The organism is Rhodovulum visakhapatnamense (assembly GCF_004365965.1).
Classification (GTDB): Bacteria; Pseudomonadota; Alphaproteobacteria; order Rhodobacterales; family Rhodobacteraceae; genus Rhodovulum; species Rhodovulum visakhapatnamense.
In genome coordinates this window covers 1-15,894 of record NZ_SOEB01000038.1, presented here as the reverse complement: position 1 = coordinate 15,894, position 15,894 = coordinate 1, and the positions used below count along the sequence as shown (strand labels likewise).

Below are 15,894 nucleotides of genomic sequence, written 5' to 3'. Positions count from 1 at the left end.
TGGGCCCACATCCTGCTCACTGGCGAATACAGATGGCCCAAAAGATGATCAAACCGCCTTAGCGTACTATTCTGCCCCCTCCGGCAACAGACCCCGCTATCGCAGCTACATTGGCAGCCTCCGGCGCTGGGCAGCCAAGGACGGCAAGCTGGTCTGGACGGTTCATGATGAAGGGCTTCATCTCAACGATTCCGAGCAGAACCGTATTCGCGACATTCGTGCCCAGTTGCGCGATATGGCCGACTTCGTCCACGTCCATTCCGAGGCGGCGAAGGCGCTCATCGTCCAGAATTTCGGTGTAGACGCCGCGCGCGTCTTGGTTGTCCGGCATCCGAGTTACGCACCGCTCTATCCTGATGCTGTATCAGGGGATGCCGTGGCCGATCTGGCACCCCGCCGGCGTCTTCTGTGTTTCGGCCACCTCAAACCCTACAAGGATTATCAAGGCCTCGGCAATGCACTCGATACGCTGGCCCCCGGCAGCTTCGAGGCCCTGACGATTGCCGGGCAGATGGGCGGCGGCGTGATGCTGCCAGAGGAGACCTATCGTAGGAACCTGCATCTTGATCTACAGCTTGGCTTCATCCCGGACGAGGCGGTGCCTGAGCTTTTCGCGAATGCTCATTTTCTCGTCCTGCCCTACACCGAAAGCCTGACCTCTGGGGCCGCCGCGCTTTCGATGGGCTTCGGCGTCCCGGTCATCGCGCCCGACCTTGGCGGAATGCGCGAGGCTGTCCCCGAAGAATGTCTACCGCTGATCTATAACCCCGAGGATCCCGAAGGCCTGACCACCGCGCTGCGCGTCGCTCGGGACATGATACCGGAAACATACCGCAATCTAGCGGAGAGCTGCCGCGCCTTCGGTGCTGCAATCCACCCTGACCAGATTTCGGGGTCATTGCGCCGTTTCTTGTCCGAGAGAGGAATCTTTATCTAGGTGTTTGATCCCACGGTTTGATGGTGCAATCCGTTCGTTGGGATGGAAGGAAGCCTTATGGGGGCGTTGTTGTGAGTGCTGGATGTAATCTCCCTAGTTTGGCGCTGTTGCCGATGGTCCGGAGGGCAAGGCCTCGACGTCAGCGCGATCGCGCTGCAGACCGGGCTCGACCGCAAGACGGTGAGGAAATACCTTGATCACGGGCTCGAGGCTCAGGTCTACGGGCCGCGCGAGCCGGAAGAGCGGCTGGCGGAAGATTACCACAACTGCCTGGTCGACAGGCTGGCCACCTGGCCGGGGCTGCACCGCGAGATCAAGGCAAGCAATGGGCTTCGAGGGGCCTATTCGACGCTGACGGAGTATCTGAGGCTGATCCGCGCCGCCTCGTGCCAGTTCGAGCGGCGCTTCGAGACGCCTGCCCGGCAGCAGGCGCAGGTGGATTTTGCCGAGGTCCAGGTTGAATTCACCTCGGAGCCCGGCGTCATCCGCAAGGTCTGGCTGTTCAGCATGGTGCTGGGCCACAGCCGTTGGCTCTGGGGGCGGTTCTGTCCCAACCAGACGCTGGAGACGGTGATGCGCTGCCATTCGCGGCCTTCGATGCGGTACCTGAGCACCTCATTCGAAAGCGCTCTCGCCGCGCTATTAGATTCTGATCAGGCTGGGGCGCGACGAGCAGGACGAAACTCGCCGCCTGAGAGAGTTTGTCAGCAGCCTGCCAAAAGGCAACACCTAGCAGATTTTCGGTCCTTCCCCATGCGGGAGAACCTGTTTGGCGGTAAAGGTTTCTCCGAAATTTTATTTTGATCGCGTCTCCTATGTCCGAAAATCAGTGCCCCGTCCTCGCCGTCGATCTGGACGGTACCCTGATGCGCAGCGATGCGTTGTTCGAAAGCTTCTGGTCGGCCCTCTCGGCGAATTGGCGAACGCTGCCGGGGGCGGTTCTGGCGCTCCGGCAGGGGCGCGCCCGCATGAAGCGTTATCTGGCAGACCGCGCGCAGATCGACGTGACCTCCCTCCCCTATTCAGAAGCGGTTCTGGACCGCCTGCGCACGCATCGTGCCCAGGGCGGCCGTGTGGTTCTGGTCACGGCCACGGATCAGGACTTGGCCGAACGCATCGGCGCACATCTCGGCCTGTTCGACGAGATCCATGGCTCCGATGGGCAGACCAACCTGAAAGGTCACCGGAAAGCCGCCTTCCTGAACGGCCGCTACGGGGCGGGGCAGTACGATTACATGGGCGATTCCGCCGCCGATCTCGAGGTCTGGCCCCATGCCCGCCGGGCCATCACCGTAAACGCGCCGCCGGCCCTTCGCGCCGCGGCCGAGAAGGTCAATCCGCAGATCGAGCACATGACAGCCGAGCCGCCCCGGCTGCAGGACCACCTCAAGGCATTGCGGCCGCATCAATGGCTGAAGAACACCCTGGTCTTTCTGCCGGTCCTGGCGGCCCACGCCCTGGCCGGACCCGAGCTGGCGGCATCGACCCTGGGGTTCGTTTCGTTCTGCCTGATCGCGTCCAGCGTCTATGTGATCAACGACCTGCTCGACCTTGCGGCGGACCGTCAGCACCCGCGCAAGCGTCGTCGGCCCTTCGCGTCCGGCCGCATCCCGATCGCCCATGGCACCTGGATGGCAGGAGGGCTGCTGCTGGGGGGCTTCGGGATCGCCGCCGCGCTCGGCGGGACGTTCCTGCTGGTGATGCTGGGCTATTACGGGCTGACCACGGCCTATTCGATGTGGCTGAAGCGGCGTGCGGTGGTGGATATCTGCGTTCTGGCCGGACTTTACACGGTTCGGATCATCGCCGGAGGGGCCGCGGCGGGGCTGCCCCTGTCGGTCTGGATCCTAGCCTTTTCGATTTTCCTCTTCTTCGCGCTGGCGGCCGTCAAGCGCCAGGCCGAACTGGTCGACATGGCGCAGCGCGGCAAGCTGACGGCCTCGGGGCGCGGCTATACGACAGAAGACCTTCCGGTCATCACGATGATGGCTCTGGCCTCGGGATATGTCTCGGTACTGGTGTCGGCGCTCTACGTGAACGCACCGGCCACGGTTGCAGCCTATGGCCAGCCCGAGGCGCTCTGGGGCATCTGCTGCGTTCTGCTCTACTGGATCTCGCGCACGGTGCTTCTGGCCCATCGCGGCCAGATGCATGACGACCCTGTCGTCTATGCCGCCAAGGACAGGATCAGCCGCATCTGCCTGCTGCTGATCTTGGGCTTCATCGCTGCGGCTCTCGTGTTCTGAACGCCGCCCCCCGCACGGACAGGCCGCGCCGCGTTGCCCAGCCCTCGATCACGGCAGCGAGGAAGATGCCGTTGCTTGCGATCACGAACCAGTCGAAGGGCAGGCGAAACCGGACACGGGTAAAGAAGATCGCATAGGCAAGCCCGGCCCCGATCCAGAGCGCCAGAAACAGGATCTCGACCGGTTTGAACGGGTAGCGCCGGATCAGGATCAGATGCGCAAGCAGCGGCAGGACGATGATCATGTAGGCTCCGAACAGAATCATATCGCGCAGATCCGCCTTGATCGCGGAGGCGCCCCCCTCCACCACATCATCCGAGACGAGCTTGTTGGAATAATCGAACCAGTGCAGGAACTTGCCGAAATAAAGCCGGATCGTCCGGGCTGGGTCGCCGGTCATTTCCCGAACCGCGGCCCGGGTCAGGATCCGGTTGCGCTCGACCTCGTCCTTGCCGGTGATCTCGGTATAGACATACTCGGGAAAGCGGATCTCTAGGGCCGTATCGGGGCGGGTCTCCGGGGAATTGCCGACCAGCAGGTTCAGCCCTGAACTCGTCGCGACAGGAATGAAGGCGTCGAATACAACGTAGTTGCGCGCCGTCCATGACGAGACCAACAGGCCGGAGACGAGACAGAACAGAATCGTATGGGACCACCGGCGGGCCGACCGCCAGAGCAGCCAGCCCGCCAGGATCGGAAAGACCAGCAGGACGATCGGGGCGGTCAGGATCGCGGCGCCACAGGCCAGCCCGGCCAGGAGCGCGGGCAGCACTCCGGGGCTGCGGGTGGCCCGGTCCAGACACCAGACCGTCAGAACCAGCAGGACCGCCTGCAATGTCTGCGGATAGATGGTCGTCGCGGCATAGATCATCACCGGCCATGCCGGGACCAGAGCCACCGCCAGAAGCCCCGCCAATGGGCCGCCATGCCGCCGAACCAGATCGAACAGGACGACCAGCCCCAGCCCGGCTGTAGCGGCATTGATCAGCCGCAGTTCCATCAACCCGGCGCCCAGCCGCACGAAGGGGGCGAAGAAGAATACAAGCCCTGGCGCCCGATAGGCTGTCACCGTGCCGTCCTCGCGGGCGAAGACACCCTCGAAGGCCAGGTTCCTGGCGATGGCCAGAAAATCGGGTTCGTCCATGGATTTCACCCGACCGCCATCCTTGAAGATGACGATCCAGCAGACGGCAACCGTGAGGGCCGCGATCAGCCAGGCAAGCTGCCTTTCCCGGCCCGAAACAAACCTGAGTATATGTATCAATTTGGAAAACTGCTTTGAAATGATGCGCTTCGGGTTCGATCGTAGCAGCCGGGCCGAAAAACATCAACGTGACCGGCCCCGCCCTTTCATCCGGCAAGCGCCATGGCCACCCGGTCCAGGAACACCCCCAGCAAGGCCTCTGCCCGCCCGGCCCCGTCGGCTTCGGCATAAACGCGGAACTCGGGCGCATTGCCCGACGGGCGCAGATGGACGATCTCGCCGCTGTCGAAGCTGACCCGCAGCCCGTCGGTCAGATCGCACCCGGTTTCGGTCCCGGCCGGGGCGAAGAAGGCCGCGCGCGCCGCCCCATCGGCCGCAAGCCTGTCCAGAAGCGCCGCCGCGCGCCCGGTTTCCACGCCCTGCAGACGGTCCGCCGCAGTGCGCCGGGCAGGCAGCGTCTCCAGCAGCCCCGCAACGCCCCCCGGCTGCGTCCTGGCGGCCGTCAGGACCGCCACCATCGGCAACAGGGAATCCCGGGTCATCAACGGCGGCAACGCGCCTGCGGGCCCGGACGCCTCGAAGCCCAGAAGAAAGCCGCCATTGGCCTCGAACCCAACGACACGGGCGCCGGGACCTGCAGCCAGAACCTCTTCCATCGCGGCAATCACGAAGGGCGAGCCGATCCGGGTGAGGGCCACGCGCTCGAATTCCGGAACGAGCGAGACCATCGTGTTCGACGAAACCGGCGTACAGACCACGCGCGCGCCGAGCGCCCGGGCGGTGATGACCCCGAGGATGTCCCCCGGCACCACCCGGCCGCCGGCATCGGTCAGCATCGGGCGGTCGGCATCGCCATCGGTCGAGATCACGGCATCCAGACCATGCGTGGCGCACCATCCGGCCAGCATCTCGCGGGTGGCGGCATCGACGGCTTCGGTATCGACCGGGATGAAGCTCTCCGACCAGGCCAGCGGCACCGGATCGCCTCCCAGGCCGCGGACCACCTCGGCCATCACCTCGCGCGCGGCCGAGGAATGCTGGTAGACCCCGATCCCGAGGCCCTTCAGCGCCTCCGGCCCGAAGGCCCGGACATAACGTGCGGCATAGGCGTGGCCGGTCCCCGGCGCCGTGTGCGTGGGCCCGCCGGCAGGTGCGGCCGGGGCGTGCCAGTCCGGCCTGAAGGCGGCCGAAATCGCGGCCTCGTCCGCCTTCGAGATCTCGCCGCCCGGCACGTAGAATTTCAGCCCGTTCCGGTCAGCGGGAATGTGGCTGCCGGTGACCATCACCGCCCCTGCCCCGCCGGCCATTGCCGCCATGGCCAGCGCGGGCGTCGGCACGATCCCGCAATCGACCGCCTCGAGCCCCGCGGCCCGCACCGCCGCGATGACATCGCCGGCGATCCGCGGAGACGACGCCCGCAGGTCGCGTCCGACGAAGACGCGCCCGCCCGTGGGACAGCTTGCCAGAAAGGCCGCGGTATAGCCGCCGACCAGACCGGGGGTCAGGTCGTCCACCAGGCCCCGCAGGCCGCTCGTTCCGAATTTTGGGGCCATGCCTGACCTGCCTTGCCAAGATCGTGTGCATTCAGGCCCCGAAGCGGGGAAGCTGTCAACCGGCCCTGCCCGCCCGGGGCTTCAGGCCGGATCGTCCTCTGCGTCTCCAGGACGCGGATCGATCAGAAGCGCCAGGACCCACCCGGCCACGAACCCGCCCAGATGGGTCTGCCAGGCCAGCTGTTCATCCATCGCCCACCACAGCACCACGTTCAGAACCGCCAGCAACACGACCGCCCGGACCACCGGCCAGAGCCCCTCGCGATAGGTGTAGCGGTCCACATAGATCCAGGCGAGCAGTCCGCCGATCAGCCCGAACAGCGCCCCCGAGGCCCCCACCATGGGCCGCAGATCCGGTGCCAGCGCGGCAAAGCCCGCAGCCCCCCCCAGGATCGAGCCGCCGTAAAGCAGCGCAAGCCCCATGGCCCCGACCCGCCGCAACACCGCGCGTCCCAGCGACCAGAGCGTGACCATGTTCACCGCAAGATGCGCGAGGCCGCCATGCAGGAACCCGTAGGTGAAGAACATCAGATAGGGCTGCGCGGGATAGTTCGGCTGCCAGCTTCCCAGAAGCCCCGGCCAGAAGCCGCCGTAATCATAGGCCAGGCTGCGCAGCCTGGCCGGAAAGAGCACCCCCGCATCGGACAGGCTCAGCACAAGCTCGATCGACGTGCAGCAGGCGATCAGGCCCCAAAGCATCAGGTTGCCCCGGCTCAGAACCGCCATTGAATGCTCTTTTCCAGGCTGATGTAGACCTTGTTGGAATATTCCCGGTCCGCATCGCCCTTCTTGGACAGGCTGTGACTGTATCCGCTGACGATATCCCAGTCGGCGGCCAGATTGTGACGGTAGGACAGGTCAAGCCAAAGCCTGTCGCCGTCTTCGCTGTCCGCCGAAATGTAATCGGTCTGGCTCAACCCCAGGCCGGCCTGGAAACTGGACAGAGGCGTCAGGGAATGGCGGTAGGACAGGCTGAACCGGCTGTTCAGGACTTCGTCGCCATCCGAATCTGTGGTGAAGGCCTGTTCGGCCGAAGCGCCCAGAGATCCGCGCGGCAGGTCTTTCGAATAGGCCAGGCTCACCAGCGGACGCAGGCTGTCCCCCTGGCTGCTGCTGAGCCCCGCGCCCGCGGTCAGGGCACCGGTGGGCAGGTCCATGCTGCGGGTCAGCCGGGCCGTCGTGCGCTGGCCGGCCTCGTCGATATCGGAGGACAGGCTGCCGGTCAGGGTGCCGTTCGGCCGATCGAGGATGACGGACAGGTCGTAGGTGAACCCTTTCTCGGTGCTCTCGCCGGTGATGCCGTCTTCGGTGGTCCGGGAATGGCCGACATAAAGCGAGGTCGAAAGGGCCTCGCTGATGGCGTAATCCGCCGACACCCCGAAGGATTCGTACCGGGTATCCGTGCCCTGATCGGCCCGGTCCCGGTCCCGGAAGGTTGCCCGCAACTCCGTCGACAGCTGCGGATCGAGCTGGAAGCGCAGCGCCAGCGCGGCGCGGCGCGTCTCTTCGTCGATCAGGCTGGGGTCATTCGTTCCGGAATAGGTGAGACTGTCATAGCCAAGGTCGAGACTGGTGCCGAATACGGCATCGCGGCCGGTGACGAGGGACAAATCCGTCGACATCGATCTGCGGGTCCCGTCTCCGAAATTCAGAACCCTGCCGTCAAGATCCTCTTCGGTGAAGTCCGAATCGACATCATCCTCCCGGTAGCTGAAGGAGAGATCCAGCGCACTCGACCGCGACTCGCGGCCGTAGGACAGGATCACGCGCGGATCCTGAACCGATGAGGGCGAGCTGTCGTTGAAATCGTGTTCCAGCCCGCCATCGGCGGAAAACTCGAGATGCGAACTGCGTGTGCGGCTTGCCAGCGAAACGCCCAGACCCGTGGTCGTGCTGGATACGCCATCGTCGCGCTCGAGCTGCTGCGAAAACCGCAGTTCCGCCAGTCGGCCGCCATCGGTTCCCTGGGTCAGGGCTGGCACAGGCCCGAGCAGGCACAGGCCCGCTGCGGCCATCCCTGCCGTCACCTGGTGTATCCGCGGCAAAGCCATCGCGGTTACTCGAACAGGCGCCGCTCCGGAACGAGGATCACATCACCGTCCAGAAGCTGGATATCCCGCGACAGCGTGGCCCCGCGGCTCAGCGCCTTGTAGTTGATTTCATAGACTTTCTGGGCATGGGTCCTGGGGTCTGTCCGGCGCAGCTGAATCCGCTTCGTCGCCGCGAAGGGGGTCAGGCCGCCGCTTTGCGCCAGCGCCTGCAGAAAGGTCGTCCCGCGGGCGGCCGCGATGAGGCCGGGCTTGTTGACCTCTCCCAGGAAGTAGATGTCGATGGCCTGCACCGAGCTTTCCGAGGCATAGGCCGCCGGAGATCCCGGCTGCACCGACACGAAGACATTCGGCGGCACCGAGAAATTCGACCGGATCGCATCGGTGAGACTGGCCTGGATCTGGGACACCGTCTTGCCGGCGGCGGTGACAGATCCCGCGAAGGGAAAGCTGAACCGTCCGTCGGGCAGAACGGAAATCGACCGGTTGAGCGAACTGTCCTCCAGGACCTCGATGGACAGGACGTCGCCGGGGCGGACCGTGTATTCCTGCTGTGCCGGCGCAGCCGTTGCCGCGATGGTCAGAACCAGCGCGGCCAGGAGACGAATAAAAGACAACATGGTTTCCGCTTTCCTGCCTGATTTTTCCCAATCCTTGAGGGCTGGGCACGCCAAGTAAAAGCGCGGATTCACATCCTGCACAGATCTTTCGCCCGCTGACGTGCCCGCGACACAGTCCGGCAGCGGGCGCTCCTGCTCCGGCCGCTCAGTTTTCGGCAGCGGGCGCAGAGGCCCCGTTCTCCAGCGTCAGGATCGCCTGGCGGGCCTCCTCGATCTGGCTTCTCTGATCGCCGGGCCCTGCGATCTCCACCGCCTTGCGGAAGCTGGCAAGGGCCGCCTCGGGTTGGCTCAAGGCCATGTAGGTCTTGCCCAGATGGTACTGCACCAGCGGATCGTTCGGCAGCGCCTTCGCCGCGGCTTCGAGATAAGGCAGGGCTTCTTTGCTGTCACCGCGGCGCTGCGCGATCCAGCCATAGGTGTCCTGCATCGCCGGAACATCGGTGTCGCGGAACCGGCGCGCGATGGTCCAGGCACGATCGAGGCTGTCCTGATCGTCATTGTAGGAGGCCAGAAGGCTTGCCAGGTTGTTGGCCACGATCAGCGAGGACGAATTGCGCGCATATAGGTCCTCATAGACCTTGATCGCGCCCCCGATATCGCCGTCGCGTTCCAGGAAGGACGCCTTGGCCCAGAGCAACCTGGGATCAGCCGGAGTCGCCTCGAGCCCCTCCTCGATCGTCTGCCGGGCGCCAGCGGCATCGCCCTTGCGCATCTGCAGGTTCGAAAGCTGCAGCGACACCCCCGGGACGGCCGGGTCGGAGGCCAGAAGAGTCCGGTAGATTTCCTCGGCGGCATCGAGATCGCCATGAACCGCATAGGCCGTGGCCAGAACCACGTCGAGCGCGCGGTTGTCCGGGTTTTCCGCCTTGAGATCCTTGGCCCTCTGCAGGGCCGCGTCCAGATCGCCGGTCCGGATCTGGGCCTGGACGAGGGCGATCTTGGAGGCAAGGCTGGCCTCGGCATCCCCCGCAATCCCCTCGAGCAGGGTCATTGCGTCCTCGGTGCCGCTCTGGCGGTTCACACGTTCCACCTCGATCTGGTTCGCGGCCTGAACCGAGGTGTCGTCCCCCAGCCGCCGCAGCGTATCGGCGACATGCTGGGCGCGCGGATAATCCTCCATCTGCAGGTAGAGTTTGCCGAGGCTGATCAGAATATCCCGGTTCGACGGGGCCAGCCGCAGCGCCTTGATCAGAAGATCCTCGGCCAGCTGCAGCTTGCCGTCACCGATCAGGACACGCACATAGCGAAGCGTTTCGGCCGGAGCGTTCTTCGAGGCATCGACCGCCTGGGCGAGATAGTCGTTCGCCAGTTCCGGGCGGCCCGACCTGATATAGGCCTCGGCCATCAGGGTCATCGCCTGAGCGTCCTCGGGCTGATGATCGAGAACGACCCGCAGACCGGAGATCGCCGTATCGGTATCGTCGGCCTGGATCTGCCAGGCGGCCTGCATCTTCAGGGCTTCCGGATTGGTGGCATCCTCCGCCAGAACCTCCTCGACGCGCTTGCGCGCGCCGACCTCGTTGCCGGTTGCCAGCAGCATCCTGGCCAGCGCCACCTTCACGTTGCGCGTCTGGTCCGAAGGCTCAGCCCCGTCCAGAACGGATTCCAGCGTGGCAATCGCCTCTTCCCGCTGCCCGGCCTCGAAATCGAGCCCGGCCCCGATCATCCGGAAGGGCGCCGGATCGGGCCGCTCCGCGATGGCCTTGTCGATCACGGCCCTGGCTTCGTCGGACTTGCCGGTTTCGGACAGGAAGCGGATCAGATCGATCGTCGGCCCCGGATCGTCCAGAGCCGATGCCGCCGCCAGTTCGCGCAGGAAGGCCTCGGCCTGATCCGGCTTCTTCTGGGACAGATAGAACCTGAGAAGCGCCGCCTTGCTGTTCTTGTCATCGGGGAACTTGGCGACCAGTTCGCGCAATTGCGTCTCGACCGCATCCATGTCGCCCAGTTCGGCCAGAATCCCCAGGCGCATCTGATAGGTGCGCATGTCGGTATTGCCATGCGCAAGCAGCCAGTCGATCCCGGAGAGAGCGCCGTTCAGGTCCTTGTCGCGCAGGTCGCTGTCGATCACGGTACTGCGCAGCATGAAGTCTTCGGGCTGATCCTGCAGAAGCGTCCGTGCCTTGGCCGCAGCGGCCCGCCGGGCATCGTCATCGCTGCCCCGGATCGCATCCCGGTAGGCCCTGGCGATTTCGAAGGCCTTGACCTCGGGTCTGTCCGGCGCCAGTTCGGCCGCCTTGCTGCCGTGCCGCTCCATCTCGTCCCAGTTGTTGACGCTAAACGCGATCTGCATCAGGGCGATCCGGGTCTCGAGATCGTCGGGATACTGTTCGGCCAGACGCAGATACTGACTGTAGGCTTCCTGAAGGTTGCCGCGCTGCCGCATCAGCTCTGCAAGCGTCCGGCGGCCGTCCTTGTGGCTGCCGTCGAACCGGAAGATGTTGCGCAACTCGACGATGGCGCGGTCGGGATCTCCCTGCTGGATCAGGGTCAGCGCATTCTGGTAATGCTCATCGGCCTTCTCCTCGTCCGACTTGCAGCCGGAAAGCGTGAGGGCGGTGCTCAGAAGAAAGGCCGTTGCGAAGAGACGAAGCGGAGCTGGCACGAGTCTAAGACCTCTGGTCAGGAAATTGGCGTAAGGAATCCGAAAGCGGGCCCAAGGGCCCGCCTCACTCTAACCGGCAAAGAAGTCGCGATCCACAGCCGATGGCCGGAAGACCGCGGCCCGGGTTCAGCAGCCCGTGCCGCGGATCACGACGGAAACGGTCCGGAACAGCACCCGCAGGTCCGTCGCAAGGGACAGATCCTCGTCGTAGCGCTCGTCATAGGCGACGCGGCCGACGAACTCGCACTCGTTGCGATCCGAAACCTGCCAGGGGCCGGTGATCCCCGGGCGCAGCCGGTAATAGGCCTCGCCGCAATAGAACAGTTGCTGCGCGATCATCATCGGCCGGGGACCGACAAGAGACATGGTCCCGTTGAAGACGTTCAGAAGCTGCGGCACCTCATCGAGCGAAAGCTTGCGCAGAACCCGCCCCACCCGCGTGATCCGGGGGTCGTGTCTCAGCTTCTGGTCGCGGTCCCACTCTTTCCGGGCCTCCGGATGCCGGGCCAGATAGCTTTCCAGAATCTGATCGGCATCGGGGACCATGGTCCGCAGCTTCCAGATCCTGAAATAGCGGCCGTTCCGGCCCACGCGCTGCTGCGTGTAGAACGGATTGTGGCCGTCAAGCGCAACAAGGAAGGCCAAGATCGCCACAAGCGTCAGACTGAACGGAGCGGACAGCATGACGAGGACGAGATCGAGAACACGCTTGAAAATATTCCGGTAGGCGCCCCATCCGCGCCGCGGATGACGGCTCGGAAGCGCTCTGGAAACAGGTTGAGCCTCCGAATCCGCGTTGAAGCCTGTCAAATATAAAGTCATGATAATCTACCGGCTGAAGCCGGCCCTTCCAGAAAAACAAGTCTTCGAAACGGCGTCCCAGCACCGCAACCACGCCAGATATGGACCATCTGGCATCCCCGCCTTCTGTGGTACCATCCGGGATAATTTTAATCAAAGCCTCGAAGCCCGTCGGGTCCGGTTTTTTGCCAAATTTCCGCCCCAAAGCCCTCCTGATGCCCGCCCGCCGCCCGAATTACACGCTCCGGTTGCGGCGGCGCAGCATCGGTTCGTCCACAGTACGCTGCGACACCTTGTACTGTAAGGACGATGGAAACTTAATGGGGCATTGTTGGGGCAATATCGCGACTCACATCGCCGCTGGCTAGGCACCTACCGGCGAAGACGCTAGAATCCGCACACAATAGTGCCTTGCTGTTGCGGCCCCTGCACTCTACGGCAGGACGCGGTCCGCGCAGGGAAGGCCAGGGCCGCAAACCGCCGGGAAGCATAGACAGCATGAGCAAGAAATGAGCGGGTCCCTCTACAATGCCCATTTCGGCTTCCGCGAACGGCCCTTCGCGTTGCCGCCGGATCCGGACTTCCTGTTCTGGTCAAAGGCCCATAGCCGTGCCTTCACCGTTCTCGAGTTCGGGATCGTCTCCCGTGCGCCCCTGACCGTTGTCACGGGCGAGGTCGGCACCGGCAAGACCACCCTGATCCTGGCCCTTCTGCGCCAGCTCGACGAGGACCTGACCATCGGGCTGATCTCGAATGCCCAGGGCGGCCGCGGCGATCTGCTGCGCTGGATCCTCTATGCGTTCGATATCTCGGTGCCGACGGGCGCCGACTATGTCTCGATGTTCCAGCAGTTCCAGAGCTTCGTGCTGGAGGAATATGCCGCCGGACGCTATGTGATCCTGATCGTCGACGAGGCGCAGAACCTCGGGGCCGAGACCCTGGAAGAACTCCGGATGCTGACCAACATCAACTCCGGCAAGGACGAGTTGCTGCAGATCCTGCTTGTCGGACAGCCCGAACTCAGCACCCTGATCCGCCAGCCGGAACTGCGCCAGTTCGCACAACGGGTCAGCGCGGTCTACCATCTGGAACCGATGACCCTGGCGACGACCCGGGACTATATCGTCCACCGGCTGCAGCATGCAGGCGGCAGCGGCGAGGAATTCACCCCCACCGCGATTCGCCACATCCATGAAGAGGCCGAGGGCATCCCGCGCATGGTGAACAAGCTGTGCGACCTTGCGCTGGTCTACGCCTCAAGCGCGGGAACGCGGCAGGTCGGCGAAGACACGATCAAGGAACTGATCCAGGATGGGCTGATCCTCAAGCCCTTCCGCGATCCGCTTCTGCTGTCCGGGGCGATCAAACCCTTCGGAAAGGCAGCGGAATGACGTTCGACCTGACCCTCTACTGGCGGCTTCTCCTGCGGCGCCTGCCGGTCATGGCGGTCCTTTTGATTGCCTGTTCGGTGGCGGGGGTGGTCGCCGCGTTCAAGCTGCCCGAGACCTATGCGACGTCGGCCCGGCTGCTCGTGGAAGCTGCACAGATCCCCGACAGGATGGTCACGTCGACGGTTCAGACCGATGCGGAGGAACAACTCGACATCATCGAGCAGAAGCTGCTGACCCGGGCGAACATGATCGATATCGCCAACCGCTTCAACGTGTTCCCGAACCTGCGCGAGATGGAACCAGACGAGGTCGTGAGCGCGATGCGCAGCGCCACCCGTGTGCATCGCTCGGCCGGCCGCGACCAGGCGACCCTGATGATGATCTCGTTCTCTTCGGAATCGCCCCAGATCGCCGCCAATGTGGTCAACGAATATGTCACGCTGGTGCTGGAAGAGAACTCGGAATTCCGGAAATCCCGGGCCGAGAACACGTTGCAGTTCTTCGATCAGGAAGCCCAGAGGCTCGGACAGGATCTCGACCGGCAAAGCACGGCCATCGCGACCTTCAAATCCGAGAATGCCGATGCCCTGCCGGAAGATCAGAGCTACCGCCTGGGCCGCCAGAACCTGTTGCAGGAGCGTCTTTCCCGTCTCGAACGGGATCTGAAGGCCGGGCAGGATCAGCGCAACGACATCGTCCGCATCTTCGAGGCGACCGGGACCGTGCGGCCGGACGGCGGGGCGGTCCGCAACATGAGCCCGGAGGAACAGCGGCTGGCCGCCGCCAAGGCCGAACTGGACAAGGCAAGAGCCATCTATTCCGAGACGAGCCCCCGCGTGACCAGCCTGCAAGCGGTGGTGGACCGGCTGGAAAAGACGGTAGCCGAACAAGATCCGGCCGGAACGGCCGGTGAGAACCCCACTGCCACCTCGCCAGAGCAGGCCCTGCTCGACGCCACCCTGTCCCAGCTCGACAGCCGGCTGAAATCCCTGCAGGACGATATCAGTTCAACGAATGCGGAACTTGCCGATCTGCAGGCCCTGATCGGCAAGAGCGCCTCCAACGGCATCCAGCTCGCCGCCCTGGAGCGCGACTACGAAATCACGCAGACCCGCTACAACGCCGCCGTTGCCAATCTCAACGAGGCGCGGATGAGCGAACGCGTCGAGGCCTCGGCCAAGGGTCAGCGGATCACGGTGATCGAGAATGCCAGCGTGCCCCAACTGCCCAGTGGACCCAGCCGCAAGAAGGTCGCGGCGCTTGGCGTCGGCGCAGGTATCGGCCTGGCGGGCGCCTATTTCGTTCTGCTGGAACTGATCAACCGGACGATCCGCACACCATCCGAACTGACCGGCAGATTCAACATCACGCCGTTGACCACGATCCCCTATCTCGAACCGCCGCAGCGGCCGAGGCGCCGCCGCACGCGCCGGGGTGCCACCGCAGCCTGCGTCGTTCTTCTGGCGGGCTTCGGCATGCCATTGGGCGGTTCCGGACAGGACAGTTCCGATCATCCAGGCCAGGGCCCCGACAGGCCGGCAGGCCTTTACTGGATCATGCATCGTTAGATCCGGGCAGAGAGAGCAAAACCGTATCATGGAAAAGCTACAGGCAGCGCTCGACAAGGCCCGGCAGACACGGGCCGTGAGGTCGACCACGGTTTCCTCCCGCACACAGCTCAAGACCACCCCGTCTCCGGACGCCATGGGGGCCTGGGAGGCGCTCACCCCGATCACACTCGGGGGGGAAGCCCTCGCCCAGCATCTCATCGTCACCCAGGAGGCCGGGGCCGAGGCGACACCGTTCGACATCCTGCGCACCAAGGCCCTGCTGCAGATGCGCCAGAATGGCTGGAAGCGGCTGGCCATCACATCGCCGATGCCGAAATCGGGCAAGACGACGGTCGCCTGCAATCTTGCGCTGGGGCTCGGGCGGCAGAACGACCTGCGCTCGATGCTGTTCGATCTCGACCTGCGCGATCCCTCGGTCCACGAGTTCCTGCAGGTCGAGCCGGCTTACGGGATAGGCGATGTCCTGACGGGTGCGGTTCCGTTCAGCAAGCATGCGGTGCGCCACGGCAGCAACCTCGCCATTTCCATGGCCACGCGACACGAACTCGACCCGACGCGGCTGCTGCTCTCCGAGGAAACCGCCGAGGCCCTGGACGAGATCGAGGCCACCTACAAGCCTGACGTGATGATCTTCGACCTGCCCTCGGTGCTGGTGAATGACGACACCCGGGCCTTCCTGAAGAATGTCGACTGCGCCCTGATCGTGGCGCGCGCGGAACACACCCGCTTTGGCCAGTTCGACATCTGCGAACGCGAAATCGGCGAACACACCAACGTGCTGGGCGCCGTCCTGAACGCCTGCCGTATCGGTGTCTAGGCTCCCGACTCATTAATCCTCAAAGCCAGAAGATGACGGTTGCGGCGAGGGCGATAGCGGAGAGGAAGGTCTTCGCGCATCTGTCGTAGCGGGTTGCGATG

General features: G+C 64.4%; 12 protein-coding genes and 2 pseudogenes. 6 read left to right on the top strand and 8 right to left on the bottom strand.

The genetic code is table 11. The features are described from left to right. From EV657_RS20005 to EV657_RS19995, 3 genes and pseudogenes are all read left to right on the top strand, one after another. Nucleotides 1-937: glycosyltransferase family 4 protein (locus EV657_RS20005; RefSeq protein WP_134079555.1), on the top strand; the 937-nt coding region annotated here is incomplete at its 5' end. Between the two features lie 393 nt (nt 938-1,330). Next, nucleotides 1,331-1,522 (top strand): annotated as a pseudogene (locus EV657_RS22815) (IS21 family transposase); the annotation flags it as partial. Between the two features lie 230 nt (nt 1,523-1,752). After that, nucleotides 1,753-3,183, top strand: a complete 1,431-nt coding sequence (locus EV657_RS19995; protein WP_134079552.1) for a UbiA family prenyltransferase — start codon at nt 1,753-1,755, stop codon at nt 3,181-3,183. On the opposite strand, the gene EV657_RS19990 is transcribed toward EV657_RS19995, so the two are convergent. The 7 genes from EV657_RS19990 to EV657_RS19960 form a co-directional block, all read right to left on the bottom strand. After that, nucleotides 3,158-4,327: an ArnT family glycosyltransferase gene (locus EV657_RS19990; protein WP_134079550.1), complete on the bottom strand. Its 1,170-nt coding sequence runs from the start codon at nt 4,325-4,327 to the stop codon at nt 3,158-3,160. The genes EV657_RS19995 and EV657_RS19990 overlap by 26 nt on opposite strands. A 206-nt stretch (nt 4,328-4,533) precedes the next feature. Continuing rightward, nucleotides 4,534-5,940, bottom strand: a complete 1,407-nt coding sequence (locus EV657_RS19985) for a phosphohexomutase domain-containing protein (RefSeq protein WP_134079548.1) — start codon at nt 5,938-5,940, stop codon at nt 4,534-4,536. 81 nt (nt 5,941-6,021) lie between these two features. After that, nucleotides 6,022-6,666, bottom strand: coding sequence for a rhomboid family intramembrane serine protease (locus tag EV657_RS19980; RefSeq protein ID WP_134079547.1), 645 nt, complete (start codon nt 6,664-6,666; stop codon nt 6,022-6,024). Next, complete coding sequence (locus EV657_RS19975; RefSeq protein ID WP_134079545.1) at nt 6,654-7,955, bottom strand: hypothetical protein; 1,302 nt, start codon at nt 7,953-7,955, stop codon at nt 6,654-6,656. Before EV657_RS19975 ends, EV657_RS19980 begins: the two co-directional genes overlap by 13 nt. A 41-nt stretch (nt 7,956-7,996) precedes the next feature. After that, nucleotides 7,997-8,608: a polysaccharide biosynthesis/export family protein gene (locus EV657_RS19970; RefSeq protein WP_134079543.1), complete on the bottom strand. Its 612-nt coding sequence runs from the start codon at nt 8,606-8,608 to the stop codon at nt 7,997-7,999. Nucleotides 8,609-8,753: 145 nt separating this feature from the next. Next, complete coding sequence (locus EV657_RS19965) at nt 8,754-11,213, bottom strand: tetratricopeptide repeat protein (RefSeq protein ID WP_134079542.1); 2,460 nt, start codon at nt 11,211-11,213, stop codon at nt 8,754-8,756. A gap of 126 nt (nt 11,214-11,339) precedes the next feature. After that, nucleotides 11,340-12,035 carry a sugar transferase gene (locus EV657_RS19960; protein WP_134079540.1) on the bottom strand — a complete coding sequence of 232 codons (696 nt, stop codon included), beginning with the start codon at nt 12,033-12,035 and terminating at the stop codon, nt 11,340-11,342. 488 nt (nt 12,036-12,523) lie between these two features. Here EV657_RS19960 and EV657_RS19955 point away from each other — a divergent pair, with 488 nt between their 5' ends. From EV657_RS19955 to EV657_RS19945, 3 genes are read left to right on the top strand one after another with little or no spacing between them, the layout of a single operon-like run. Then, nucleotides 12,524-13,405: an ExeA family protein gene (locus EV657_RS19955; RefSeq protein ID WP_134079538.1), complete on the top strand. Its 882-nt coding sequence runs from the start codon at nt 12,524-12,526 to the stop codon at nt 13,403-13,405. Next, nucleotides 13,402-14,973, top strand: coding sequence for a GumC family protein (locus EV657_RS19950; protein WP_134079536.1), 1,572 nt, complete (start codon nt 13,402-13,404; stop codon nt 14,971-14,973). The genes EV657_RS19955 and EV657_RS19950 overlap by 4 nt, the downstream gene beginning before the upstream one ends. A 28-nt stretch (nt 14,974-15,001) precedes the next feature. Further along, a complete protein-coding gene (locus tag EV657_RS19945) occupies nt 15,002-15,793 on the top strand; it encodes a CpsD/CapB family tyrosine-protein kinase (RefSeq protein ID WP_134079534.1) in 792 nt (263 codons plus the stop codon). A 19-nt stretch (nt 15,794-15,812) separates the two neighbouring features. Here the strand turns inward: EV657_RS19945 and EV657_RS19940 are convergent. Beyond that, nucleotides 15,813-15,894 (bottom strand): annotated as a pseudogene (locus EV657_RS19940) (IS5/IS1182 family transposase); the annotation flags it as partial.

What these genes read in the sequence shown, in the direction of transcription:
- EV657_RS19995 (WP_134079552.1), top strand. Translation starts at nt 1,753, where the DNA reads ATGTCCGAAAATCAGTGCCCCGTCCTCGCCGTCGATCTGGACGGTACC.
- EV657_RS19990 (WP_134079550.1), bottom strand. Translation starts at nt 4,327, where the DNA reads ATGGACGAACCCGATTTTCTGGCCATCGCCAGGAACCTGGCCTTCGAG.
- EV657_RS19985 (WP_134079548.1), bottom strand. Translation starts at nt 5,940, where the DNA reads ATGGCCCCAAAATTCGGAACGAGCGGCCTGCGGGGCCTGGTGGACGAC.
- EV657_RS19980 (WP_134079547.1), bottom strand. Translation starts at nt 6,666, where the DNA reads ATGGCGGTTCTGAGCCGGGGCAACCTGATGCTTTGGGGCCTGATCGCC.
- EV657_RS19975 (WP_134079545.1), bottom strand. Translation starts at nt 7,955, where the DNA reads ATGGCCGCAGCGGGCCTGTGCCTGCTCGGGCCTGTGCCAGCCCTGACC.
- EV657_RS19970 (WP_134079543.1), bottom strand. Translation starts at nt 8,608, where the DNA reads ATGTTGTCTTTTATTCGTCTCCTGGCCGCGCTGGTTCTGACCATCGCG.
- EV657_RS19960 (WP_134079540.1), bottom strand. Translation starts at nt 12,035, where the DNA reads ATGACTTTATATTTGACAGGCTTCAACGCGGATTCGGAGGCTCAACCT.
- EV657_RS19955 (WP_134079538.1), top strand. Translation starts at nt 12,524, where the DNA reads ATGAGCGGGTCCCTCTACAATGCCCATTTCGGCTTCCGCGAACGGCCC.
- EV657_RS19950 (WP_134079536.1), top strand. Translation starts at nt 13,402, where the DNA reads ATGACGTTCGACCTGACCCTCTACTGGCGGCTTCTCCTGCGGCGCCTG.
- EV657_RS19945 (WP_134079534.1), top strand. Translation starts at nt 15,002, where the DNA reads ATGGAAAAGCTACAGGCAGCGCTCGACAAGGCCCGGCAGACACGGGCC.